Annotated in this window: 16 protein-coding genes and 1 pseudogene; 2 read left to right on the plus strand and 15 right to left on the minus strand. The window is 72.6% G+C overall.

Translation table 11 applies throughout. The features are described 5' to 3' along the window. The first annotated feature begins 52 nt into the window (after positions 1–52). On the plus strand, positions 53–418 hold the full coding sequence (locus HAV39_RS34115) for a nuclear transport factor 2 family protein (protein WP_191843300.1): 366 nt from the start codon (positions 53–55) through the stop codon (positions 416–418). A 4-nt stretch (positions 419–422) separates the two neighbouring features. Here HAV39_RS34115 and HAV39_RS34120 read toward each other — a convergent pair whose 3' ends face one another. The 14 genes and pseudogenes from HAV39_RS34120 to steA form a co-directional block, all read right to left on the minus strand. Next, entirely contained in the window at positions 423–1196 is a 774-nt protein-coding gene (locus tag HAV39_RS34120; protein WP_191843301.1) for a TIGR03089 family protein, read from the minus strand. Positions 1197–1293: 97 nt separating this feature from the next. Beyond that, entirely contained in the window at positions 1294–2100 is an 807-nt protein-coding gene (locus tag HAV39_RS34125; protein WP_191843302.1) for a pseudouridine synthase, read from the minus strand. Then, entirely contained in the window at positions 2087–3340 is a 1254-nt protein-coding gene (gene scpB / locus HAV39_RS34130; protein ID WP_373311763.1) for an SMC-Scp complex subunit ScpB, read from the minus strand. The genes HAV39_RS34125 and scpB overlap by 14 nt, the downstream gene beginning before the upstream one ends. Continuing rightward, positions 3333–4403, minus strand: coding sequence for a segregation and condensation protein A (locus HAV39_RS34135; protein ID WP_191843322.1), 1071 nt, complete (start codon positions 4401–4403; stop codon positions 3333–3335). Before HAV39_RS34135 ends, scpB begins: the two co-directional genes overlap by 8 nt. Before the next feature lie 28 nt (positions 4404–4431). Continuing rightward, positions 4432–5361, minus strand: a complete 930-nt coding sequence (locus HAV39_RS34140; protein ID WP_120320156.1) for a ParA family protein — start codon at positions 5359–5361, stop codon at positions 4432–4434. A 242-nt stretch (positions 5362–5603) separates the two neighbouring features. Further along, positions 5604–6716, minus strand: coding sequence for an alanine dehydrogenase (ald, locus tag HAV39_RS34145; protein WP_191843303.1), 1113 nt, complete (start codon positions 6714–6716; stop codon positions 5604–5606). A gap of 245 nt (positions 6717–6961) precedes the next feature. Further along, positions 6962–7546, minus strand: a complete 585-nt coding sequence (locus HAV39_RS34150; RefSeq protein WP_239120593.1) for an NUDIX domain-containing protein — start codon at positions 7544–7546, stop codon at positions 6962–6964. 78 nt (positions 7547–7624) lie between these two features. Continuing rightward, complete coding sequence (locus HAV39_RS34155) at positions 7625–9328, minus strand: CTP synthase (protein ID WP_191843304.1); 1704 nt, start codon at positions 9326–9328, stop codon at positions 7625–7627. A 40-nt stretch (positions 9329–9368) separates the two neighbouring features. Then, positions 9369–11657 carry a hypothetical protein gene (locus HAV39_RS34160; protein WP_191843305.1) on the minus strand — a complete coding sequence of 763 codons (2289 nt, stop codon included), beginning with the start codon at positions 11655–11657 and terminating at the stop codon, positions 9369–9371. After that, positions 11657–12781, minus strand: a complete 1125-nt coding sequence (locus tag HAV39_RS34165; protein ID WP_239120592.1) for a glycosyltransferase family 4 protein — start codon at positions 12779–12781, stop codon at positions 11657–11659. The genes HAV39_RS34160 and HAV39_RS34165 overlap by 1 nt, the downstream gene beginning before the upstream one ends. 35 nt (positions 12782–12816) lie before the next feature. Further along, a complete protein-coding gene (gene murJ, locus HAV39_RS34170) occupies positions 12817–14457 on the minus strand; it encodes a murein biosynthesis integral membrane protein MurJ (RefSeq protein WP_191843307.1) in 1641 nt (546 codons plus the stop codon). 371 nt (positions 14458–14828) lie between these two features. After that, positions 14829–15656 (minus strand): annotated as a pseudogene (locus HAV39_RS34175) (hypothetical protein); the annotation flags it as partial. Positions 15657–15662: 6 nt separating this feature from the next. After that, positions 15663–16592, minus strand: coding sequence for a copper transporter (locus HAV39_RS34180; protein WP_191843308.1), 930 nt, complete (start codon positions 16590–16592; stop codon positions 15663–15665). A 27-nt stretch (positions 16593–16619) separates the two neighbouring features. Beyond that, positions 16620–17798 (minus strand): putative cytokinetic ring protein SteA, encoded by a 1179-nt coding sequence (gene steA / locus HAV39_RS34185; RefSeq protein ID WP_120320149.1) that lies wholly within the window; start codon positions 17796–17798, stop codon positions 16620–16622. Between the two features lie 161 nt (positions 17799–17959). Between steA and HAV39_RS34190 the strand changes: the two genes are divergently transcribed. Continuing rightward, a complete protein-coding gene (locus HAV39_RS34190; RefSeq protein ID WP_191843309.1) occupies positions 17960–18283 on the plus strand; it encodes a DMT family transporter in 324 nt (107 codons plus the stop codon). Positions 18284–18417: 134 nt separating this feature from the next. Here HAV39_RS34190 and recN read toward each other — a convergent pair whose 3' ends face one another. Then, on the minus strand, positions 18418–20163 hold the full coding sequence (gene recN, locus HAV39_RS34195) for a DNA repair protein RecN (RefSeq protein ID WP_191843310.1): 1746 nt from the start codon (positions 20161–20163) through the stop codon (positions 18418–18420). Positions 20164–20165 lie beyond the last annotated feature (2 nt).

Consider the following 20165-nt stretch of genomic DNA (forward strand, 5'->3'; position numbering starts at 1 on the left):
AAGGTCGTGTTCGGACGGTCCGGGCACGGGTCTTGGCAACGGGAGGTCGGCGATGGCGAGCATGCCGGACGCGACGGAGTTCAGCGGGCGCTGGGTGGCGGCGTGGAACGCGCTCGACGTGGAGGCGGTGCTGGCGCACTTCCACGACGACGTCGTCTTCTCCTCGCCACTGGCGGCGCGACTGTTCCCGGAGACCGGTGGCGTCGTGCGGGGCAAGGAGTCGCTGCGGGCTTACTGGGGCGAGGGCCTGAAGCAGCATCCCGACCTGCGCTTCACCGTCGATGCCGTGTACGCGGGCGTCGACGCCATCGTGATCAACTACCGCAACCAGCGGGGCGGCCTGGTCAACGAGGTGCTCGTGTTCGACGGCGACCTCGTCCGCTCAGGCCACGCCACCTACCTGCGGCAGGATGCCTGACCGCTCAGATGACCCGGGTGATGCCCTCGGCGGCGATCCGGGCGTCCAGATTGTCGCGGTCGAGGTTGGCGCACAGCACCACCGACGCGCCGGCCGCGAGCGGCGTCAGCAGCCACATCACCGGCTGCTCGTGCTTGGCCACGTCGACCAGCAGCTTGTCGCCCGGGCGCAGGCCGAGCTGGTCGGCGACGCCCTGGGCCAGCCCACCCCACTGCCGGTAGGTGGTGCCGTCGGGGCTCGCCGCGTCCGTGCTGCCGATCGACCCGTACGCGGGCAGGCTCGCCGGATGCCGGCCGGCCTCGGCGACGAAGTCCCGGTAGCCGTCCGGCACCTCGTCGAGCGGCGCGCCGCCGGGGGCGAGGCCGAGCACGTAACGGTGCCTCGCCTCGGGGACCTGCTCCAGCCAGCTGTCCATCCGCTTGCGGCTGACGAACAGCACGTCCAGCGGGTCGTTCTCACCGACGCCGACCGGCGCGAGACCGGCGGTCGCCCATGGGCGGAACGACACGGCGGCCCCGATCGACCAGGCGCCGAGCAGCACCGCTGCGGTCTGCCAGTGCGGCGGCAGCAGCACCGCGACCCGGGAGCCGGTGTCGAGCCCGCAGTCCTCGCGCAGCAGCCCGGCCGTCCGGGCGGCCAGGCCGCCGAGTTCGGCCGCGGTGAGCTCGGTGCGCTCGCCGGTGGCGTCGTCGCAGTAGGTCAGCAGCGGCCGGTCGGCACCGGCCAGCGCGTCCCCGCCGAGCAGGGCGGGCAGGTCGGTGACGGTCGTCGGCTGCATCAGGCGGGCTCCCAGCGGTTCACGGTCAGCGGTCCCGCTCACCATACCCACCGGTACGCCCGCCTCACCTCGGCCGGGCCCGTGGCGGCGGACCGGCTCAGTCCTCGTACACCTCGGGGGCCTCGCGGATGGTGTCCTCCTGCGCCGCGCCCCGGCCCTTCTTGTCCGTGATCTTGAACAGCGCGGCGACCTCGCCCGCGTTGAGGCGGCGGTGGCGGCCCGCCTTCAGGTCGCCGAGCTTGATCGGGCCGATCGCGGTGCGCACCAGCCGCTGCACCGGGAAGCCCACGTGGTCGAACATGCGCCGCACGATGCGGTTGCGGCCCTCGTGCAGCACCACCTCGATCAGCGCCTGCTTGTCGATGGCCTGCTTGAGGCGGTAGTCGTCGAGCCGGGCGGGCCCGTCCTCCAGCTCCACGCCGGCCATCAGCTCGCGGCCGACCACCCGCGGCAGCGGGCCGACGACCTCGACCAGGTACGTCTTGGGCACCTCGTATGACGGGTGCATCAGCTTGTGGGCGAGGTTGCCGTCATTGGTGAGCAGCAGCAGGCCCTCGGAGTCGGCGTCGAGCCGGCCCACGTGGTACACCCGGGTCGTGATGTTGCCGATGTAGTCGGCGACCGCCTCGCGGCCCTTGTCGTCGGCCATCGTCGAGACGACGCCGCGCGGCTTGTTCATGGCCAGGTAGACCAGGTTCGCGTCGGTGACGATGCGCTGGCCGTCGACGTGGATGATGTCGGCGATCGGGTCGGCCTTGTCGCCGAGCTTGGCGACCTTGCCGTTGACGGTGACCCGCCGCGCGGCGATCAGGTCCTCGCTGGCCCTGCGTGAGGCGACACCGGCCTGGGCCAGGATCTTCTGCAGCCTCTCAGCGCCGTCAGTGCGTACTTCAGCGCTGCTCATCAGCGATCTCCTCGACGTTGTCAGGTAGGAAGGGAGCCAGTGGCGGAAGCTGGTCGACGGAGTCGAGACCCAGCTTCTCCAGGAAAAGGCTCGTGGTGCGGTAGAGGTAGGCGCCCGACTCGGGCTCGGTGCCGCACTCCTCGATCATGCCCCGGGTGACCAGGGTACGGATGACGCCGTCGCAGTTGACGCCGCGGATCGCCGAGATCCGCGAGCGGGTCACCGGCTGCTTGTACGCGACCACGGCCAGGGTCTCCAGGGATGCCTGGGTGAGCCGCAGCTGCTGCCCGTCCAGCACGAACCGCTCCACGTAGGGCGCGTACTCGGCGCGGGTGTACAGCCGCCAGCCGCCCGCGGCCCGGCGCAGGTCGAAGCCGCGGCTCTCGCGGGTGTACTGCGCCGACAGGTCGATCAGCGTGCCCGCGATCAGCTCGGCGGGCACCTCCAGCACCTCGGCGAGGGTCAGCTCGCTGACCGGCTCGTCGACGACCAGCAGGATCGCCTCCAGGGTCGGCACGAGGTCCCCCTCGGCGAGGCCGGGCGGCGGGGTGGCGAGCTTCGATCCGGCGTACGCCACGGCGGCCTCGCCGCTGGCGTCCGGCCCGTCCAGGTCGAAGGCCGGGGCGGGCGGCCCGTCCAGGCCGAGCGCCTCGGCGAGGTCCTCGACCACGGCGATCTCGGCGACGTCCTCGTCCTCGTCGACGTCCTCGTCCTCGTCGACCGGCGTGTCCGACACCTCTGCCACCGGCTCGGCCACGGCGTCCGCCACGTCCGCCGCATCCTCGGACTCGGCTCCGGCCGACGGCTCGGCCTGGGCACCACGCACGTCCTCCACCGCGGCAAGCGACTCGGCCGCATCCGCCTCGGCCGCGTCAGCCTCCGGCGCGCCGGCCTCAACCTCGGGCTCGTCCAGTGGACCGGCGAGGTCGTCAGGTCCGCAGTCGAGTTCGGCGTCGTGGTCCTCGACCTCGGCGGTCGGCCGGGTCGGCTCATCGGCGGTCACCGGCTCGTCCGACCCGGTCGGCGGCTCTGCGGTGAGGTCGAGCCGCGCGTCGTCGGGCAGCACGACCGCGTCCGCCGGGCCTGCGACCAGCAAACCTTCCGGCTCTGCGTTAAGAAGGTGCCCTTCCTCCACGGAATCCGTTAAGAAGGTGCCCTTGCTTTCCTCGGGGGTGGGGGTGCGGGCCCACGGGGGGACCCAGGCTGCGGCTTGTTGTTCGAGGGACTCGTTGTCAGTCATGGTGTTCTGCTCCCCCACCGTTGCCCGGCTGGCCCACCGAGATGTCGGCTTCGTCGGCCGTCTGTTGCGTACCCGGTTCGGCCGGGTCCTCGTCCGGTTCGTCGCCGTCGAGTTCGTCGTCGCCCATTTCGTCGTCTAGTTCGTCGTCGGGCTCGGCGCTGTCGGGGGGCTCGGCGGCCAGGGCCTGTTTCGCCTCGTCGTCGCCGTCGTAGTCGTCGACCGCGAGCTCGCCCGCGGCGGTCTCGCCGCCGGTCCAGTGCACCGTCAGCTCGCCCAGCGCCAGTTCCTGGTCGAAGCCGACCAGGCCCTCCCGGTACAGCTCCAGCAGGGCGAGGAAGCGGGCGACCACTTCCAGGGTGTTCTCGCAGTCGGCGGTGAGCTGGCTGAACGTGGCGGTGCCGAGCTCGAACAGGCGGTTGCGCAGCAGCTCGGCGTGCTCGCGCACGCTGACCCGGACCTGGTGGATGTGCGCGACGGAGACCAGCGGCGGGGCCGCCTTGGGGGTGAACGCCTTGAGCGCCAGCTTGGCCAGCCGGTCCACCCCGATGCCCAGGATCAGGTCGGGCAGCGCCTCGGCGTACTGCGCCTCCAGCGCGACCGAGCGCGGCCAGCGGCGCCCGCCGGTGGACTCCAGGTCGGCGATGAACGCGGCGGCCTGCTTGAACGCACGGTACTGCAGGAGCCGGGCGAAGAGCAGGTCCCGGGCCTCCAGCAGGGCCAGGTCCTCCTCGTTCTCGACCTGGGCGGCGGGCAGCAGGCGGGCGGCCTTGAGGTCGAGCAGCGTGGCCGCGATGACCAGGAACTCGCTCGCCTCGTCAAGATCCCAGTCCGCGCCCATGGCCCGGATGTGGGCGATGAAGTCGTCGGTCACCCGGTGCAGCGCGACCTCGGTGACGTCGAGTTTGTGCTTGCCGATGAGCTGCAGCAGCAGGTCGAAGGGGCCTTCGAAGTTGGTGAGCCGCACGGTGAAGCGGCCTGAACCGGACGGTTCAGCCGACTGCTCTCCGGCCGGGTCGGCCGTCACCACGGGATCGCTCACGTCGCAAGTATCCCAGCAGCTCAGTTCGCGGGTGCAGGCCGGTGGGCCCGGCTCACTTGCGGGCGGCCTCGGCGGCGATGACCTCGCGCGCGAGCTGCCGGTAGTTGCGGGCGCCCGACGAGGCGGGATCCAGCGACGTGATCGGCGCGCCGGCGACGGTCGACTCCGGGAACTTGACCGTCTTGGTGATCACGGTCTGGTACACCTTGTCGCCGAACGCCTCGACGACGCGCTGCAGCACCTGGCGGCAGTGCGTGGTGCGGCTGTCGTACATGGTGGCGAGGATGCCTTCGAGCTCCAGGTCGAAGTTGAGCCGCTCGCGGACCTTGTCGATGGTGTCCAGCAGCAGCGCGACGCCGCGGAGGCTGAAGAACTCGCACTCCAGCGGGATGAGCACGCCGTGCGCGACGGTCAGCGCGTTGATGGCCAGCAGGCCCAGCGACGGCTGGCAGTCGATGAGGATGTAGTCGTACTCCTTGCGCACCGTCTTCAGCACTCGGGCCAGCGCCATCTCGCGGGCGACCTCGTTGACGAGCTGGATCTCGGCGGCCGACAGGTCGATGTTGGCGGGCAGCAGGTGCAGCCCGGCGACGTCGGTCTTGATGATGACGTCCTCGGCGGTCACGTCGTCCTGCATGAGCAGGTTGTAGACCGACAGGTCGAGGTTGTGCGGGTTGACGCCCAGGCCGACCGACAGCGCGCCCTGCGGGTCGAAGTCGACGAGCAGCACCTTGCGGCCGTACTCGGCCAGGGCCGCGCCCAGGTTGATGGTCGTCGTGGTCTTGCCCACGCCGCCCTTCTGGTTCGCCATCGCGATGATCCGGGCGGGACCGTGCCGGTCGGTCGGCATCGGTTCGGGGATCTCCTTGCGGGCGGTGTAGGCAGACGGATCCGCCGGACCCAGGTCAGCACCGAGGTCCATGCGGGACTGTTCCGCCCGCAGCGTCGAGGTCCATGCCTCCGCGCGCCCGTTGCCTGCCATCTCCGCTACGCCCTTCCCGACGACATCCGTCCGGCCGGATGAGGCACCGTCGTGAGTGGGCCATCAGCTCCCCGACCGGCCGCATGCGTGTCGTCGTCGTCCGACTGTACGTCACCGACCACGTCGGCGTACCGCCACGGCTCGGCGTGTCTTCACGAGACCGGCCGGACCTGGCGGATGCATGCCGTGAACAGCATGATGCCGGTGGCGCGTGTGCGCCACCGGCATCAGGAAAACACTGCTCAGAGCAGCGAGTCGACGTCCACGGCGGTGAGGCCGTGCGCCTCGGCCACCGGGCCGTAGGTGATCTCGCCCGCGTGGGTGTTCAGGCCCAGCTTCAGGGCGGGGTCGCGGCGCAGCGCCTCCTGCCAGCCGTGGTTGGCCAGCTCGACGGCGTACGGCAGGGTCACGTTGGTCAGCGCGTAGGTGCTGGTGTGCGGGACCGCGCCGGGCATGTTCGCCACGCAGTAGAAGACCGACTCGTGCACCTTGTACACGGGGTTGGCGTGCGTGGTCGGGTGCGAGTCCTCGAAGCAGCCGCCCTGGTCGATCGAGATGTCGACGAGCACGCTGCCCGGCTTCATCCGGCTCACCAGCTCGTTGCTGACCAGCGTCGGGGCCTTCGCGCCCGGCACCAGCACGGCGCCGATGACCAGGTCGGCCTCCAGCACCGCCTTCTCCAGCTCGAACGCGTTCGACATGACGGTGCGGACCTGGCCGTGGAACTGCTGGTCGACCTCGCGGAGCTTCTTGATGTTCTTGTCCAGCACGGTGACCTCGAAGGCCAGGCCGTGGGCGATGGTCGCGGCGTTCATGCCGGACACGCCCGCGCCTATGACGACGGCCTTGGCCGGGCGCACGCCGGGCACGCCGCCGGGCAGCACGCCCCGGCCGCCCGCGAAGCGCATCAGGTGGTACGCGCCGACCTGCGGGGCGAGCCGGCCGGCCACCTCGCTCATCGGGGCCAGCAGCGGCAGGGCGCGGTCGGCGGTCTCCACCGTCTCGTACGCGATGCCGGTGACCTTCTGCGTCATCAGCGCGTCGGTGCACTCCTTGGACGCGGCCAGGTGCAGGTAGGTGAACAGCACCTGCCCCTCGCGCATCCGGTGGTACTCCTCGGCGATGGGCTCCTTGACCTTGAGGATCAGCTCCGCGTCGGCCCACACCTCGTCCGCGGTGGACAGGATGGTCGCGCCGGCCGCGACGTACTCCTCGTCGGTGATGGAGGAGCCCAGACCGGCGCCGGTCTCGATGACGACGTCGTGTCCGTTGCGGACGAACTCGTGTACGCCCGCCGGGGTGATCGCCACCCGGTACTCGTGGTTCTTGACCTCGCGGGGGATACCGACCTTCACGACTGCACCTTCCTCGATCCTGCGCTTGCGGGAGGGCCCGACGGCACCGTTGCCGCAGGTCTACCCCCCGCGGCGGCAGTCTAGGCCCGAGAAACAGGCCAAAGCGCTTGACAGGATGCAAGCTGATGACTCGTCGGCTTGACATGGTGTCAACGCGACGCGCTGCCGCCCTGCGATCAACTCAAGGATAGTGCTGAATCGGATAATTACCGCTTACCGCCCGCCCGACGGTCCGTACCCGGCGCTCAGCGCGGCGGGAGGGGGGCGTCGGCGGGGCGGAGGTCCTTGAAGCCCGTGTCGCGGGCGCGGGCGGCGGCGAGCAGGCCGCCGACGGCGGGGCCGTTGGTGATGCGGCCGTCGAAGATCATGGCGACCGCGTCGTCCAGCGGCACGCGGTCGACCTGCATGTCGGCTTCCTCATCGGTGCGGACGTGGCGCTCGGGGGCCTCGACCAGGTCGCGCGCCAGGAACACGCGGATCATCTCGTCGGAGCAGCCGGGCGTGGTGAACATGTCCACCAGCAGGTCGACGCGGCCGGCGGTCAGGTCGGCCTCCTCGGCCAGCTCGCGCAGCGCCGCGGCGGCCAGGCCCTCGCCCTGCACGTCGATCAGGCCCGCGGGCAGCTCCCACAGGTAGCGGCCGACCGGGTGACGGTACTGGCGGACCAGCACCACGCGGCCCGCGTCGTCCAGGGCGACGACCCCGACCGCGCCGACGTGGCGCACCACGTCCCGGCCCGCGACGCCTCCCCCGGGCATCGTCACCTGGTCGGTGACCACCCGGAAGATGTGTCCCTTGAACCGCTCCGTGCTGCCGACGACCTCGTACACAAAGTCTCCTGTCCAGAAACGACGCTGGCCGCAGGCGACTGCCTGCGACCAGCGTGGTTGTTCGGTTGTCCGGCCGGGTCAGCGCTTGGCGGCCACCGGCTCGGCCGCGTCCGCCACGCCGGGCAGCTGGTCGGCCTGAGCATAGGCGATCGCCGCTCCCACCAGACCCGAGAACAGCGGGTGCGGGTGTGTCGGGCGGCTCTTCAGCTCCGGGTGCGCCTGGGTGGCCACGAAGTACGGGTGCAGCTCGCGGTCCAGCTCGACGAACTCGACCAGCCTGCCGTCCGGCGAGGTGCCGGAGATGTGCAGGCCGGCCTTGGTCAGCGCGGGGCGGTAGGCGTTGTTGACCTCGTACCGGTGCCGGTGCCGCTCGCTGACCTCGGTCGCGCCGTACACCTCGGCGACGATCGAGCCGGGCGCCAGCTTCGCCGGGTACGCCCCGAGCCGCATGGTGCCGCCCAGGTCGCCCTTGCCCGCGACGATGTCCTCCTGGTCGGCCATCGTCGAGATGATCGGGTCGGAGGTCTGCTCGTCGAACTCCAGCGAGCTGGCCTTGGTGACCCCGGCCACGTGCCGGGCCACCTCGATGGCCATGCACTGCAGGCCGAGACACAGGCCCAGGGTCGGGATGCGGTTCTCGCGGGCGTAGCGCACCGCGCCGATCTTGCCCTCGATGCCGCGCACGCCGAAGCCGCCCGGGATGACCACGCCGTCCACGTGCGCGAGCGCCTTGGCCGCGCCCTCGGCGGTCTGGCAGTCGTCGCTGGGCACCCACTTCAGCTTCACCTTGGCCCGGTGGCCGAAACCGGCGGCCCGGATCGCCTCGGAGACCGACAGGTACGCGTCCGGCAGGTCGATGTACTTGCCGACCAGCGCGATGGTGACCTCGTGGACCGGGTGGTGCACCCGCTCCAGCAGGTCGTCCCAGGTCGACCAGTCCACGTCGCGGAACGACAGGCCCAGCCGGCGCACCACGTACGCGTCCAGGCCCTCGCGGTGCAGCACCTTCGGGATGTCGTAGATGCTCGGCGCGTCCGGGGCGGACACCACCGCCTCGGCGTCGACGTCGCAGTACAGCGCCAGCTTGCTCTTCATGCCCGCCGGGATCTCCCGGTCGGAGCGGCAGACCAGCGCGTCGGGCTGGATGCCGATGTTGCGCAGGGCCGCCACCGAGTGCTGGGTCGGCTTCGTCTTCAGCTCGCCCGACGGCGCCAGGTACGGCACCAGCGAGACGTGCAGGTAGAAGCAGTTGTCCCGGCCCACGTCGTGGCGGATCTGCCGGATCGACTCCAGGAACGGCAGCGACTCGATGTCGCCGACCGTGCCGCCGACCTCGGTGATCACCACGTCCGGGGTGCGGCCGTGCTCGTCCGGCTCGGCCATGGCCCGGATCCGGGACTTGATCTCGTTGGTGATGTGCGGGATGACCTGGACGGTGTCGCCCAGATACTCGCCGCGGCGTTCCTTGGCGATCACCGCCGAGTAGATCTGGCCCGTGGTGACGTTGGCCTTGGCCGACAGGTCACGGTTGAGGAATCGCTCGTAGTGCCCCACGTCGAGATCCGTCTCGGCGCCGTCCTCGGTGACGAACACCTCGCCGTGCTGGAACGGGTTCATCGTGCCGGGATCGACGTTGAGATAGGGGTCGAGCTTCTGCATGACCACCCGCAGACCGCGAGCGGTGAGAAGAGTGCCGAGGGAGGAGGCCGTCAGGCCCTTGCCCAGTGAGGAGGCGACGCCCCCGGTAACGAAAATATGCTTGGTCGTCCGCGCTGCTACCACGGGGTTTCACCCTAACACGGGTCCGGCGTTCATCCGCGGGCTACGGCCCCGAAACCGCTTCGGGGGTGTCGTCGCTCACCGCCGCGGGGGCCGGTGGCTGCTCCGCCGGGATGGTTTCGCTCATCGGCCCGGCGCCCGGTGACTCCTCCGCGATCCGGGTGCGGTCGGCGGCATGCCCGAGCACCCGCATCGCCCCCAGCGTCAGCACCGGTATCGCGGTGGCCGCCGCGGCACCCGCCACGTTGAGTGCCGCGCCGCCCAGCAGCCCGCCCACGATCGAGGCGAGGCCGATGCCGGCCACCGCCGCGCGGATGGGCGGGTAGATGCCGTACAGCCGCTTCAGGCCGCCCCACGGGCGCATCAGCACCACCCACAGGAACACCCCCGAGACCAGCGCCAGCACCGTGAGCGGGCTGGTCACCAGGGCGATCCGGTTGGCGTCGCCGAGCCGGCTCAGGGTCGGCCCGGAGGTGCCGTCCGACAGCTGGGTGAGGAAGCGGCCGAGGCTGCCCTGCTGGTCCACCGGCTGGCGGACGTCGACCAGCGCGAACACCACGGTCGCCGCCAGGCCGGCGAGCATGGCCAGGGCGAGCCGCTTGAAGGTGAGCCAGCCGCCGGGGCACAGCGCCGCGGCCAGGCACACGCCGGCCGTCAGCGCGACCGCGCCGCCCGCGTCGGCCCCCAGCGCCGGGATGCCCACCAGCAGCACGCCCGCCGCGCCGATCGCGCCGACCAGCAGCGGCCGGTTGCGCTGCGGCACGAGCTGGGCCAGCGTGCCCGCGGTGAGCAGCACGCCGGCGAAGAACACGCCCATGCCGACGATGCCGATGCCCGCGTACCGGTTGCCCTCCAGGGCCGAGTAGCCGGCCACGCCGTTGAGCTGCAGCCGCGCCCCGGTGATCAGGTCGATGCCGACCACGGCCGCGGCGATCGCGGCCACCACCCCGACGGGGCCGAGGGTGCGTTTGCGGTACACCGGCAGCCGGACCGTGACGAAGGTGAGCAGCAAGGTGATACCAGCCGTGACCAGGCCGAAGATCAGTCCGCGGCGGCCGAACCGCCACCACGGCACCACACCGGCGATCAGCGCGGCGGGCAGCGCCAGCGAGGCCCCGGTCAGCAGCACCTCCAGCAGGCTCACCAGCCGCTGCGAGGGCGGGGTGGGTCCGGTCGGCCCGGCATGGCGGTAACTGCGCCGCAGCAGCGGCACCACGGCCGTGAACAGGCCGATCTGCACCAGCGCCAGCAGCCAGAAGAACGAGACCGACACGGTGCGCGCGGCCGCCGCGCGCCGGTCGGCGTCGGTGCCCGCGGCGGTCGCCTGGTCCAGGTCCGCCGGACGGCCGTCGGCCAGCACCGCCGGGTGACCGACCATGATCCGCTTGGGCGCGTCCCGGCCGAGCAGGTGGAGCGCGGTCGGCGCGAGGTCGACCAGCTGCAGGTAGCCGGCGCGACCGGTGGTGGCCGAGGTCAGGTAGCCGCCCTCCCAGCCCTTGCCGTCGGCGATCACCGCGTGCAGCCGGGAGCTGGCCTCGGTGTCGGCGACCCCGGCGACCAGCAGCGTGGAGTTCTTCGGGCGCGCCGCGAGCAGCTGCCCGAGCTGCTTGTCCACGGCGGCCGCCTGGCGCAGCCGCTGCGCCGGGGTGCGCCCGTCGATCGCGCCCAGGTCGACGATGGTGAGCAGGCACTCGCTGAACGCCTTCTTCGCGTCCGGCACGGCCGCCAGCGTGGGGTGATACCGGTCGACGCGGCCGTACGAGCGGGCCGCCGCGACCGCCGCCCCCGGGCCGACTGCCGCGGTGCAGCGCACGGACTGGGCCAGCGCCCCCGGCACGGCGCCGAACGGCAGCTCGCGCTGGTGCTCCACGACCGCCGCCTGGTCGGGCAGGTACGCCCCGACCGCGTCCGGGCGCTCGATCGCCACGTCCAGCTTCTGGCACAGCTGCGGCGCGTCGGGGTCCGGCTCGGTGACACCGTCGGCGGGCTCCTCGCCGACGCCGGTGCGCTCGGCGTAGTTGCCCGCGCCCAGCGTCAGCCAGCCGTCGGCGGGGCAGGTGGGCGAGTGCGCGGAGCGCGTCGACAGCGAGCCGATCGAGCCGCGCTCGGCCAGCTTCCACAGGTTCGGGGTCCGGTCGGCGTCGATGTCGTCCCAGCGCAGCCCGGCGGCGCCCGCGACGATCACGTAGTCGGCCTCGTCGTCCTCGGTGGTGGGCCCGGCGGCCGCCGCGGGTGCCGCGAACAGCGTGCCGGCCAGCGACAGGACGAGGCCGAGCAGCGCCAGCAGGGCCAGCAGGGAGGCCGTGGACGCGGGTGCCGGCCGGCGGAGCATCAAACCTGCTCCGTACGGTTCTGGGCGGTCAGCTCCGCGTACACGGCGCGCACGCCGTCGATGCTGGCCTGCTCGTCGGGCCAGGTGGCGGCCTGGGCCAGCCCGCGCTCGGCCAGCCGTGCCCGGGCCTGCTCGTCGCCGAGCAGCTTGCGGACCGCGCTGTCCAGTCCGTCCGGGTCGTTCGGCTCGATCAGGTGAGCGCCGTCGCCGACCAGTTCCGGGATGCCGCCGACGGCGGTGGCCACCAGGGGCAGCCCGCCCGACAGCGCCTCCTGGGCGAACAGCTGGCGCGCCTCCCACACGCTGGTGACCACGCCGAGGTCGGCGGCGGCGATCAGGTCGCCGACGTCGGTGCGGTGCCCGAGCAGGGTGACCGGGGCCCGCAGCTGCGAGATCTGGGCGGCGAGGTCGAGGTAGGCCGGGCCCTCGCCGGCGATCAGCACGCGGGGCGCCGGGGACATGTCCCGCCAGCGCGCGGCGACGGAGACCAGCATGTCGTACGCCTTCTGCGGGTGCAGCCGGCCCACGGACAGCACCAGCGGCACCCCGTCGGCCAGGCCGAGCCCGGCGCGCACGGAGGCCCGGCTGCGCCGGGTGCGCCGCAGCCGGGGGGCGGCGACCGGGGCCATCCGCGCGTCCGCCGCGCCGACCGCGTGGGCTCGCGCGACCAGGTCGCTGGAGGCGCCGAGGGTGACCGCGGACGAGCGGGCCACCATCCGCTCCACCAGGGTGTGCACCCGGCCGCGCAGGCCGGCGCGCAGCGGCGCGTTGTGCCAGGTCGTCACGAGCGGGCACGGCGGACGGGACAGCGCGGCGGCCAGGCCGGCCCGCAGCCCGTGCGCGTGCACCACGTCGGGGCGCGACGTCACCAGGAACTGGCGCAGCGTGCGCACCGCCCGCATGTCACTGGGGTGCAGCTCGGCGGGGATCTCGACGGGGTGGAAACGCGCGCCGCGGTCGGTGAAGCGGAACTGCTCCTCGGTCGTCGCGGGACCGCAGACGGTCACCTCGCAGCCGGCCCGGGTCAGCCCCTCGGCCAGCCCGGCCACGTGCTGGCCGATGCCGCCCGTGCTGGAGGCGAGCAGCAGCGCGACGCTGCCGGTCCATTCCGTCCCCGTGGTCAACGGTCCTCCTGCCCTCGCCCGCCGCGCCCGCCCGGTCATCCTCGCCTTCGGCTCACCCGCTCGAGCAGCGGACGCAGGTCCGGCAGGTCGAGCAGGGCACACACGATCAGGAAGACTACAAGCGACACGCCACCGGACAGCATGCCCTGTCCGGCCAGACCCATGATGCCTGGGGTCCCGGAGACGACCGCCCGGCCCGCCTCCAGCCCGGCGGCGCCGCCCGCCAGAGCGGCCGCGGAAGCGGCCAGCGTGGCACGCCACAGGCCGATCAGGGCGTCACCGCCCACCCGGGCACGGACCGCCACGGCGAGCAGCGCCGCCATCACCAGCATGCCGATCGAGTTCGCCGCGCCCAGCGCCACGGCCCGCTGCCCGTCCGGCAGCGCCCAGGACAGGATCACCGCGGCGACGAGCGTGACCGCCCAGCCGCCGCTGACCCCGAGCGCCGCGAGCCGGTTCGCGCCCACCGCGTACAGGGTGCGCTGGTGCAGCGCGGCCAGCCCGTAGCCGAGCAGGCCGGGGGCGAACGCGAGCACCGCCGAGGTCAGCGCGGCGGTGCCGGCACCCTCGGCCAGGAAGGCGGACGCGGGCGCGGCCACCGCGGCCAGCCCGGCCGCGCCGAGCCCGCTGAGCAGCAGCACCGCCCGGCCGGTACGGGCGACGGTGAGCCGCAGTGCGGCATGGTCGGCGGTGGCGAACGCGGTCGCGATCGCCGGGTAGGCGGCCGTGGCGGCGGGCACCGCCAGCACCGCCCACGGCAGCAGGTAGAGCGTCATCGCGAAGTTGTAGAGCGCGTTGGCCGACGCCTCGTCACCGACCGGCACGACGCGCCCGGCCAGGACGATCGCGACCAGCAACGCCACCTGCTGGGCCACCACCGTGGCGGCGCCCGCCAGCGCCAGCGAACCCATCCGCCGCCGCTGCACCGGCTCCACGCCGAACACCGGCCGCAGCCCCAGGCCCAGCCGGCTGACCGGGATGACCAGGCACAGCGTCAGCACGACCACGCCCACGGTGGTGCCGACGGACAGGATCGCCAGCTCGCCCGCGCTGACCGTGCCCGGCAGCGGCCTGGCCCCGGCTTCCGCGGCGAACAGCAGGTACGCGCCGATCACGGTGAGGCTCGACAGCAGCGGAGCGAGCACCGGCCAGGCGAACCGGCGGTGCGCGTGCAGCACGCCGGTGAGCACGATGCCGATGCCGTACAGCGGCACCTGCGGTGCGAACACCCGCAGCATCGACACGCCCGCCTCGTGCAGCTCCGGCGTCGCGGTGGACTGCAGCAGCGTCACCACCGGGTCGGCGGCCAGCCACAGCAGGGCCGCCAGCGGGATCAGCGCCACCAGCGCCCAGGTGAGCAGCGCCGAGACGGTGCGGCGCACCTGCTCGCGGTCGCCCGCCGCCAGCGGCCCGGCCAGCAGCGGCACGACCAGGCCGGCCAGCGCCCCACCGGCGACGATCTCGAAGATGATGTTGGGAATGGTGTTGACGGCCAGGTAGGTGCCGCCGAGGCCGCCGCTGCCGACGGTCTGCGAGAACACCAGCGTGCGAGCGAAGCCGGCCAGCCGGCTCAGCACGGTCAGCAGCGCGATCAGCGTCGCGGCGCCCGCGATGCGGGCCGCTGCCGGGCCAGTGCCCGAGCGGGCCGCGGCCTTGTCGTCAGCGGTCACGGTCATGAAGCGGTACGGCGCGGCGCCCGTGCTCGTGGCCTCGGCTTGTCCGCGGCGGGAGCCGCGTCCGTGGCGTGCTCGGCCTCCGCCGGCTCCGCCGACATCCCGTCCGCCGGGGTTGCCTGCCTCGCGACGGGCCGCACCGCCTTCTTCGCGGTCCTCGCCTTGGCAGGGGCCTCGTCGGCGGAGGTCTCCTCAGCAGGCGCCGGCTCGTTCGCGGTGGCCCTGCCACCGGGACCGTCCACCGAGACCCGGCCGGGCACCGCACTGCCACCGGGACCGCCCGCTGAGACCTCGCCGGGCGCGGCACTGCCGCCAGACGCGTCGACGGCGCTGCCGGCGGGCGTGGCGGTAGCGCTCGGCCGGGCCGCCGGGATGCGGCCCCAGGCGTCGATCTCGCGCAGCACCGGGGTGCGTTCGATGACCTTGGTGAAGCTGACCTTCTCGCTGGCCGCGGTCAGCGCCGCGATGCCCGCGAGCATGGCCGCACGGCCGAACAGGCCGGTGCGGGCGGTCGCGCTGACCCCGAGCAGCGCGCCGAGCGCGTTCGCCCCGGAGTCGCCGAGCATGATCTCCTCACCGAGGTCGGCGGGCAGCAGGCCGACGCTCGCGCCGACCGGTCCGGCGGCCAGGCCGCCCGAGCGGGTGGCGGTCAGCGGCACGCCGACGAGCACACCGGCCTTGAGCGCCCGTCCGGGACGCAGGTCGAGCAGGTTGAACAGGTTCGCGCTGCCGGCGATCACGCCCGCGCCCAGCGCCACCTCGGCGGCCCGGCCGAAGCCGCCCCGCTTCCGGCGGTTCGGCAGCAGGGCCGCGGCGACGAGCGCACCCGCGCCCACCCCGGCGATCTTGACCAGGCCGCTGGTGACCCGGCCCTCGCGCAGCGCCCGCAGGTGGCCGCGGAAGCCCTTGTCGGCCTTCTGGTCGGGGCGCGCACCCACGATGTCGTCGTACAGGCCCACCGTGCCGCTGGACAGGCCGGCGGCGAGCGCGGCGGCCGCGGTGCGCGGGTCGCCCGCGCCCAGCGCGCTGGTGACGCTCGCCGAGACCGCCAGCGCGGGACCGCCGGCCAGGGTCAGCGTGCGGCCGCGGAAGTTCGTCCGCTCCAGCTCCTTGGCCCGGGGCTGGTCGCGCACCACACGCAGTGCGGCCCGGGCGCCGTAAGCGCCCAGGCCGATCAGTGCCGCTCTGGCGAGCAAGCCCACGTCAGCTCACTTCTGCTGCTGCGGCAGCAGCGCGCTGGCGTTGGGGCCGACGCCGTAGTGGCCCGCCTTGCTGTCGGAGAACTGCTCGTGCAGCGCCAGCGCGGCGGCGACCTGCCCCTGCACCGTCTCCGCGTTGTCCACGGTCGAGATGGTCTTGGCGAGCGTGGCGTCGTCGCGTACCTCGATCATGAGGTTGCCCTCGCCACCGAGCACACCGCCGACGACCGCGACACCGGCGTGGTCGAACTGCACCGCGGTGGTGACCACGGAGGCGTTCTTGCCCGCCGCCTGGCTGTCGGTGTACGGCGAGCCGCTGACCAGCACGACCGCTTCGGCCGGGCCGGACACGGCGCCGCTGGTGGTCAGGTAGCCGAGCTTGCTGTACGCGGCGAGCACCGCGGCGCGGTCCGGCGCGGGCACGGCCGGGCTGCGGTCGAGCAGCACCGCGGCCAGCAGCGCGCTGGACGACTCGACTCCGTCGCTGTTGGCCGGGATCGCGGTGGTCGGCACGCTGGCCGGCTCGGCCTTGTTCTCCAGGTCGAGCAGCTCGACGCTGTTGTCCGGGTTGAAGAACTTGTCGGTCAGCTCGACCGTGCCTGCGATCTTGGCACCGGCGGTCTTGAGGATGCTCTCGACGCCATCGACCTGGTCCCGGCCCGAGGGCAGCACCAGCAGCAGCACGCGGCGGTTGCTGAGCTTGCCGTTCAGCATGATCGGCGCGGCCTCGGTGACGAACTGCTCCTCGCGGTTGGCCTGGTCGCGCAGACCGGTGACCTGGTCGCGCAGCTGCGAGTTGGTCGCGCGCAGCGCGTTGACGTTCTTCTCGAGGGCGTCGGCCGCCGGGCCGTTGAGCGCGGCGGTGCCCACCACCAGCCCGATCGCCAGCGCCAGGAACACCGCCGTCATGGACACCACGTGGTACCTAAAGTTGATCACGTCAGAGCCTCTTGATCGTCCGGGTTCCTAGAACAGCCGCTGCAGGTGGAACATCACGTCGTCCCACCACTCCGCGGCCAGCGACAGGTAGGCCTTGCCGACCGTGGACACGGCGACGGCCGCGGCCATCGCCGCAATGGCGGACAATACCAGCAAAAGCAACGAGGAACCTGAAATGCTCTGCCGGTAGAGCCGGCTCACACCCTTGGCGTCGACCAGCTTGCCGCCCACCCGCAGGCGGGTGAGGAACGTCGAGGCCATACCCCCGCGGCCCTTGTCCAGAAACTCGACCAGCGTCGCGTGGGTGCCGACCGCCACGATCAGGGTCGCGCCCTTCTCGTCGGCCAGCAGCATCGCGATGTCCTCACTGGTCGCCGCCGCCGGGAAGGTGATCCCGGACACACCGAGCTGGTGCACCCGGTCCAGACCCGGGGCCCGACCGTCGGGATAGGCGTGCACGACGACCTCGGCGCCGCAGCGCAGCACGTCGTCGGTGACCGAGTCCATGTCACCGATGATCATGTCGGGTGTGTAGCCCGCCTCGACCAGCGCGTCCGCGCCGCCGTCCACGCCGATCAGCACCGGCTTGAACTCGCGGATGTACGGCCGCAGCACGTCCAGGTCGGCCTTGTAGTCGTAGCCGCGCACCACGATCAGGCAGTGCCGGCCGGAGATCTGAGTCTTGATCTCGGGCACGCCGACACCGTCGAGCAGCAGCTCCCGCTCCTGCTTGAGATACTCCATGGTGTTCGCCGCGAACGCCTCCAGCTGCACCGACAGGCCCTCGCGGGCGTCGAGCATGGCCTTGGCGATGGAGTCGGCGTCCTGGCGCACCCCGTGCGCGACCGGCTCACCGCGCACGAAGACGGTGTTGCCCTCGACCCGGACCGAGTCGCCCTCGCGGATCTGCTGGAACACCCCCTCGCCGAGATCGTCGAGCAGGGTGATGCCGGCCTCGACCAGCACCTGGGGACCTAGGTTGGGGTAGCGGCCCGAGATGGAGGGCTTGGCGTTGAGGACCGCCGCCACCCCCACGGCCACCAGGGAGTCGGCGGCGACCCGGTCGATGTCGACGTGATCGATCACGGCGATCTCGCCAGGGCGCAGTCGACCGACCAGACGTTTGGTCCGGCGGTCGAGCCGTGCGGTGCCGGTCAGGATCCCCGGTTCGGCGGGCCGGGTCCGGCGCAAGGTGGGAAGACGCATCGCAGCCATCCTGGCATGTCAGTCCGGTATTGGCGCGTACGACACCCCTTGATCGGCCCATACGGGCCGAATTGTGATGTCTGAAACCTCGCGCGAACTCAACGGTAACCGGACTGCGCCGCGAGCGCCGACCTTCATGATCGACCTTTACAGTGAGCCGCGTGATCTACCTCATGCTCGCCGGAGCCATCCTCGCCGAAGTCATCGCCACGGTGTGCCTGCGGGCCTCTGCCGGCTTCACCAAGGCGCTGCCGTCCGTGGTGGTGGTCGTGGGCTACGTCACGGCGTTCGTGCTGCTGAGCCAGGTCCTCAAGCGCGGCATGGCACTGGGGCTGGCATACGGCGTCTGGGCGGGCATCGGCGTGGCCCTGGTCGCGCTGGCCGGGGTGGTCTTCTTCCAGGACCGGTTCTCCTGGCTCCAGGTAGCCGGCCTGGCCCTGGTCGCCGCCGGCGTGGTCGCCCTCGAACTCGGCCAGCAACACTGACCCGCGTACCCCTTTAATAGACGTTGGCCTATTACATCGATTATTTTGTGATCGAACTCGATGTAATAGGCCAACGTCTATGCAAAACGGGTGTGCTCACCCCCCGGGGACGCGCCGAGGGCGGTGGTACGGGATCAGGCGGCGCGTTCGCGGGCCGCGACGGCCAGCAGCTCCTCCGCGTGGGCGATGCCCAGATCGGAGTCGGGCAGGCCGGCCAGCATGCGGGCCAGTTCACGGGCCCGCTCGGTCTCCTCGACGACGCGCACGCCGCTGGTGGTGATCGCGCCGCCGGTGTCCTTGGCCACCACCAGGTGGCGGTCGGCGAACGCGGCGACCTGCGGCAGGTGCGTGACGACCAGCACCTGGTGGTTGCGGGCCAGCCGGGCCAGCCGGCGCCCGATCTCCACCGCGGCGCGGCCGCCGACACCCGAGTCGACCTCGTCGAAGACCAGCGTCGGCGGCCCGCCGACACCGGCGAAGACGACCTCGATGGCGAGCATCACCCGGGACAGCTCACCGCCGGACGCGCCCTTCTGCAGCGGCAGCGCGGGCGCGCCGGGGTGCGCCAGCAGGCGCAGCTCGATGTCGTCGGCGCCGTCGGGGGTGATCCCGGACTCGACCCCGTCGACCACGAGGCTGATGTCGCCCACCGGGCGCGGCACGACCAGCACCGAGATGCGGGCGTGCGGCATGGCCAGGCCGGCCAGCTCCACGGTGACCTTGTCGGCGAAGCGCCCGGCGGCCTCCAGCCGCGCCGCGCGCAGCTTCGCGGCGAGCTCGGCGGCCTCGCCGGCCAGCCGGTGCATCTCGCGCTCCAGCTCGTCGAGCAGCTCGTCGGAGGTGTCCAGCGCGGACAGGCGGGCCTTGGCGTTGTCGGCCCAGGCGATGACGCCGTCGACGTCGTCGGCGTACTTGCGGGTCAGCGAGCGCAGCGCGGCACGGCGTTCGTAGATCTGCTGCAGCCGGGCCGGGTCGGCGTCGAGGCTGGCCAGGTAGGTCGACAGCTCCACGGAGACGTCGCCGAGCAGCGACGCGGCCTCCTCCAGGCGGGCCGCGTACTCCCCCAGCTTGGCGTCCACCGTGGACTGCGACTCCAGGGTGCGCCGGGCGGTGCCGACCAGGCTGGTCGCGTCCTCGCTGTCGGTCTCGCCGCCGCCCGCGATGGCCTGGTGCGCGATGTGCGCGGCGGTGCGCAGGCCCTCGGCGTGCTCCAGGCGCTGGGCCTCGGCACGCAGCTCCTCGTCCTCACCGGCCTGCGGGTCCACCCGCGTGATCTCGTCGAGGCCGAGCCGCAGCAGGTCGGCCTCCTGGGCCCGGGTGCGCGCGTTGGCGCGCCGGTCGGCCAAATCGTCGGCGACGCCCCGCCAGCGGCCGAACAGCTCCTTGAACTCCACCAGCAGCTTCTCGTGGTCCGGACCGGCGAACCGGTCCAGCGAGCCGCGCTGCTCCGACGGCCGCAACAGGCGCAGCTGGTCCGACTGGCCGTGCACCGCGACGACCTGCTCGCCGACGTCGCTGAGCAGCGAGACCGGCACGGTCCGCCCGCCCACGTGGGCCTTGGACCGGCCCTCGACGGTGACAGTGCGGCTCATCAGCAGCGTCCCGTCGTCGTCGCCCTCGGCTCCGGCCTCGGCCACCCGGGCGGCCACGGCACTGGCCGCGTTGCCTGTCAGCCGCAGCCGGCCCTCGACGGTGGCGCGGCCGGGCTCGGCCCGCACACGGCCGGCGTCGGCACGCCCGCCGAACAGCAGCCCCAGCCCGGTGACGACCATGGTCTTGCCGGCACCGGTCTCACCGGTGATGACATTCATGCCACGGGTCAGCGGGAGGGTGGTGTCCTCGATCACGCCGAGACCGGTGATACGCAACTCTTCCAGCACAG

Origin of the sequence: Catellatospora chokoriensis, from assembly GCF_011297315.1 — a bacterium.
Classification (GTDB): Bacteria; Actinomycetota; Actinomycetes; order Mycobacteriales; family Micromonosporaceae; genus Catellatospora; species Catellatospora citrea.

Coding starts and splice junctions, on each gene's coding strand:
- HAV39_RS34115 (WP_191843300.1), top strand. CDS start 53: ATGGCGAGCATGCCGGACGCGACGGAGTTCAGCGGGCGCTGGGTGGCG.
- HAV39_RS34120 (WP_191843301.1), bottom strand. CDS start 1,196: ATGCAGCCGACGACCGTCACCGACCTGCCCGCCCTGCTCGGCGGGGAC.
- HAV39_RS34125 (WP_191843302.1), bottom strand. CDS start 2,100: ATGAGCAGCGCTGAAGTACGCACTGACGGCGCTGAGAGGCTGCAGAAG.
- scpB (WP_373311763.1), bottom strand. CDS start 3,340: ATGACTGACAACGAGTCCCTCGAACAACAAGCCGCAGCCTGGGTCCCC.
- HAV39_RS34140 (WP_120320156.1), bottom strand. CDS start 5,361: ATGGCAGGCAACGGGCGCGCGGAGGCATGGACCTCGACGCTGCGGGCG.
- HAV39_RS34160 (WP_191843305.1), bottom strand. CDS start 11,657: ATGCTCCGCCGGCCGGCACCCGCGTCCACGGCCTCCCTGCTGGCCCTG.
- murJ (WP_191843307.1), bottom strand. CDS start 14,457: ATGACCGTGACCGCTGACGACAAGGCCGCGGCCCGCTCGGGCACTGGC.
- steA (WP_120320149.1), bottom strand. CDS start 17,798: ATGCGTCTTCCCACCTTGCGCCGGACCCGGCCCGCCGAACCGGGGATC.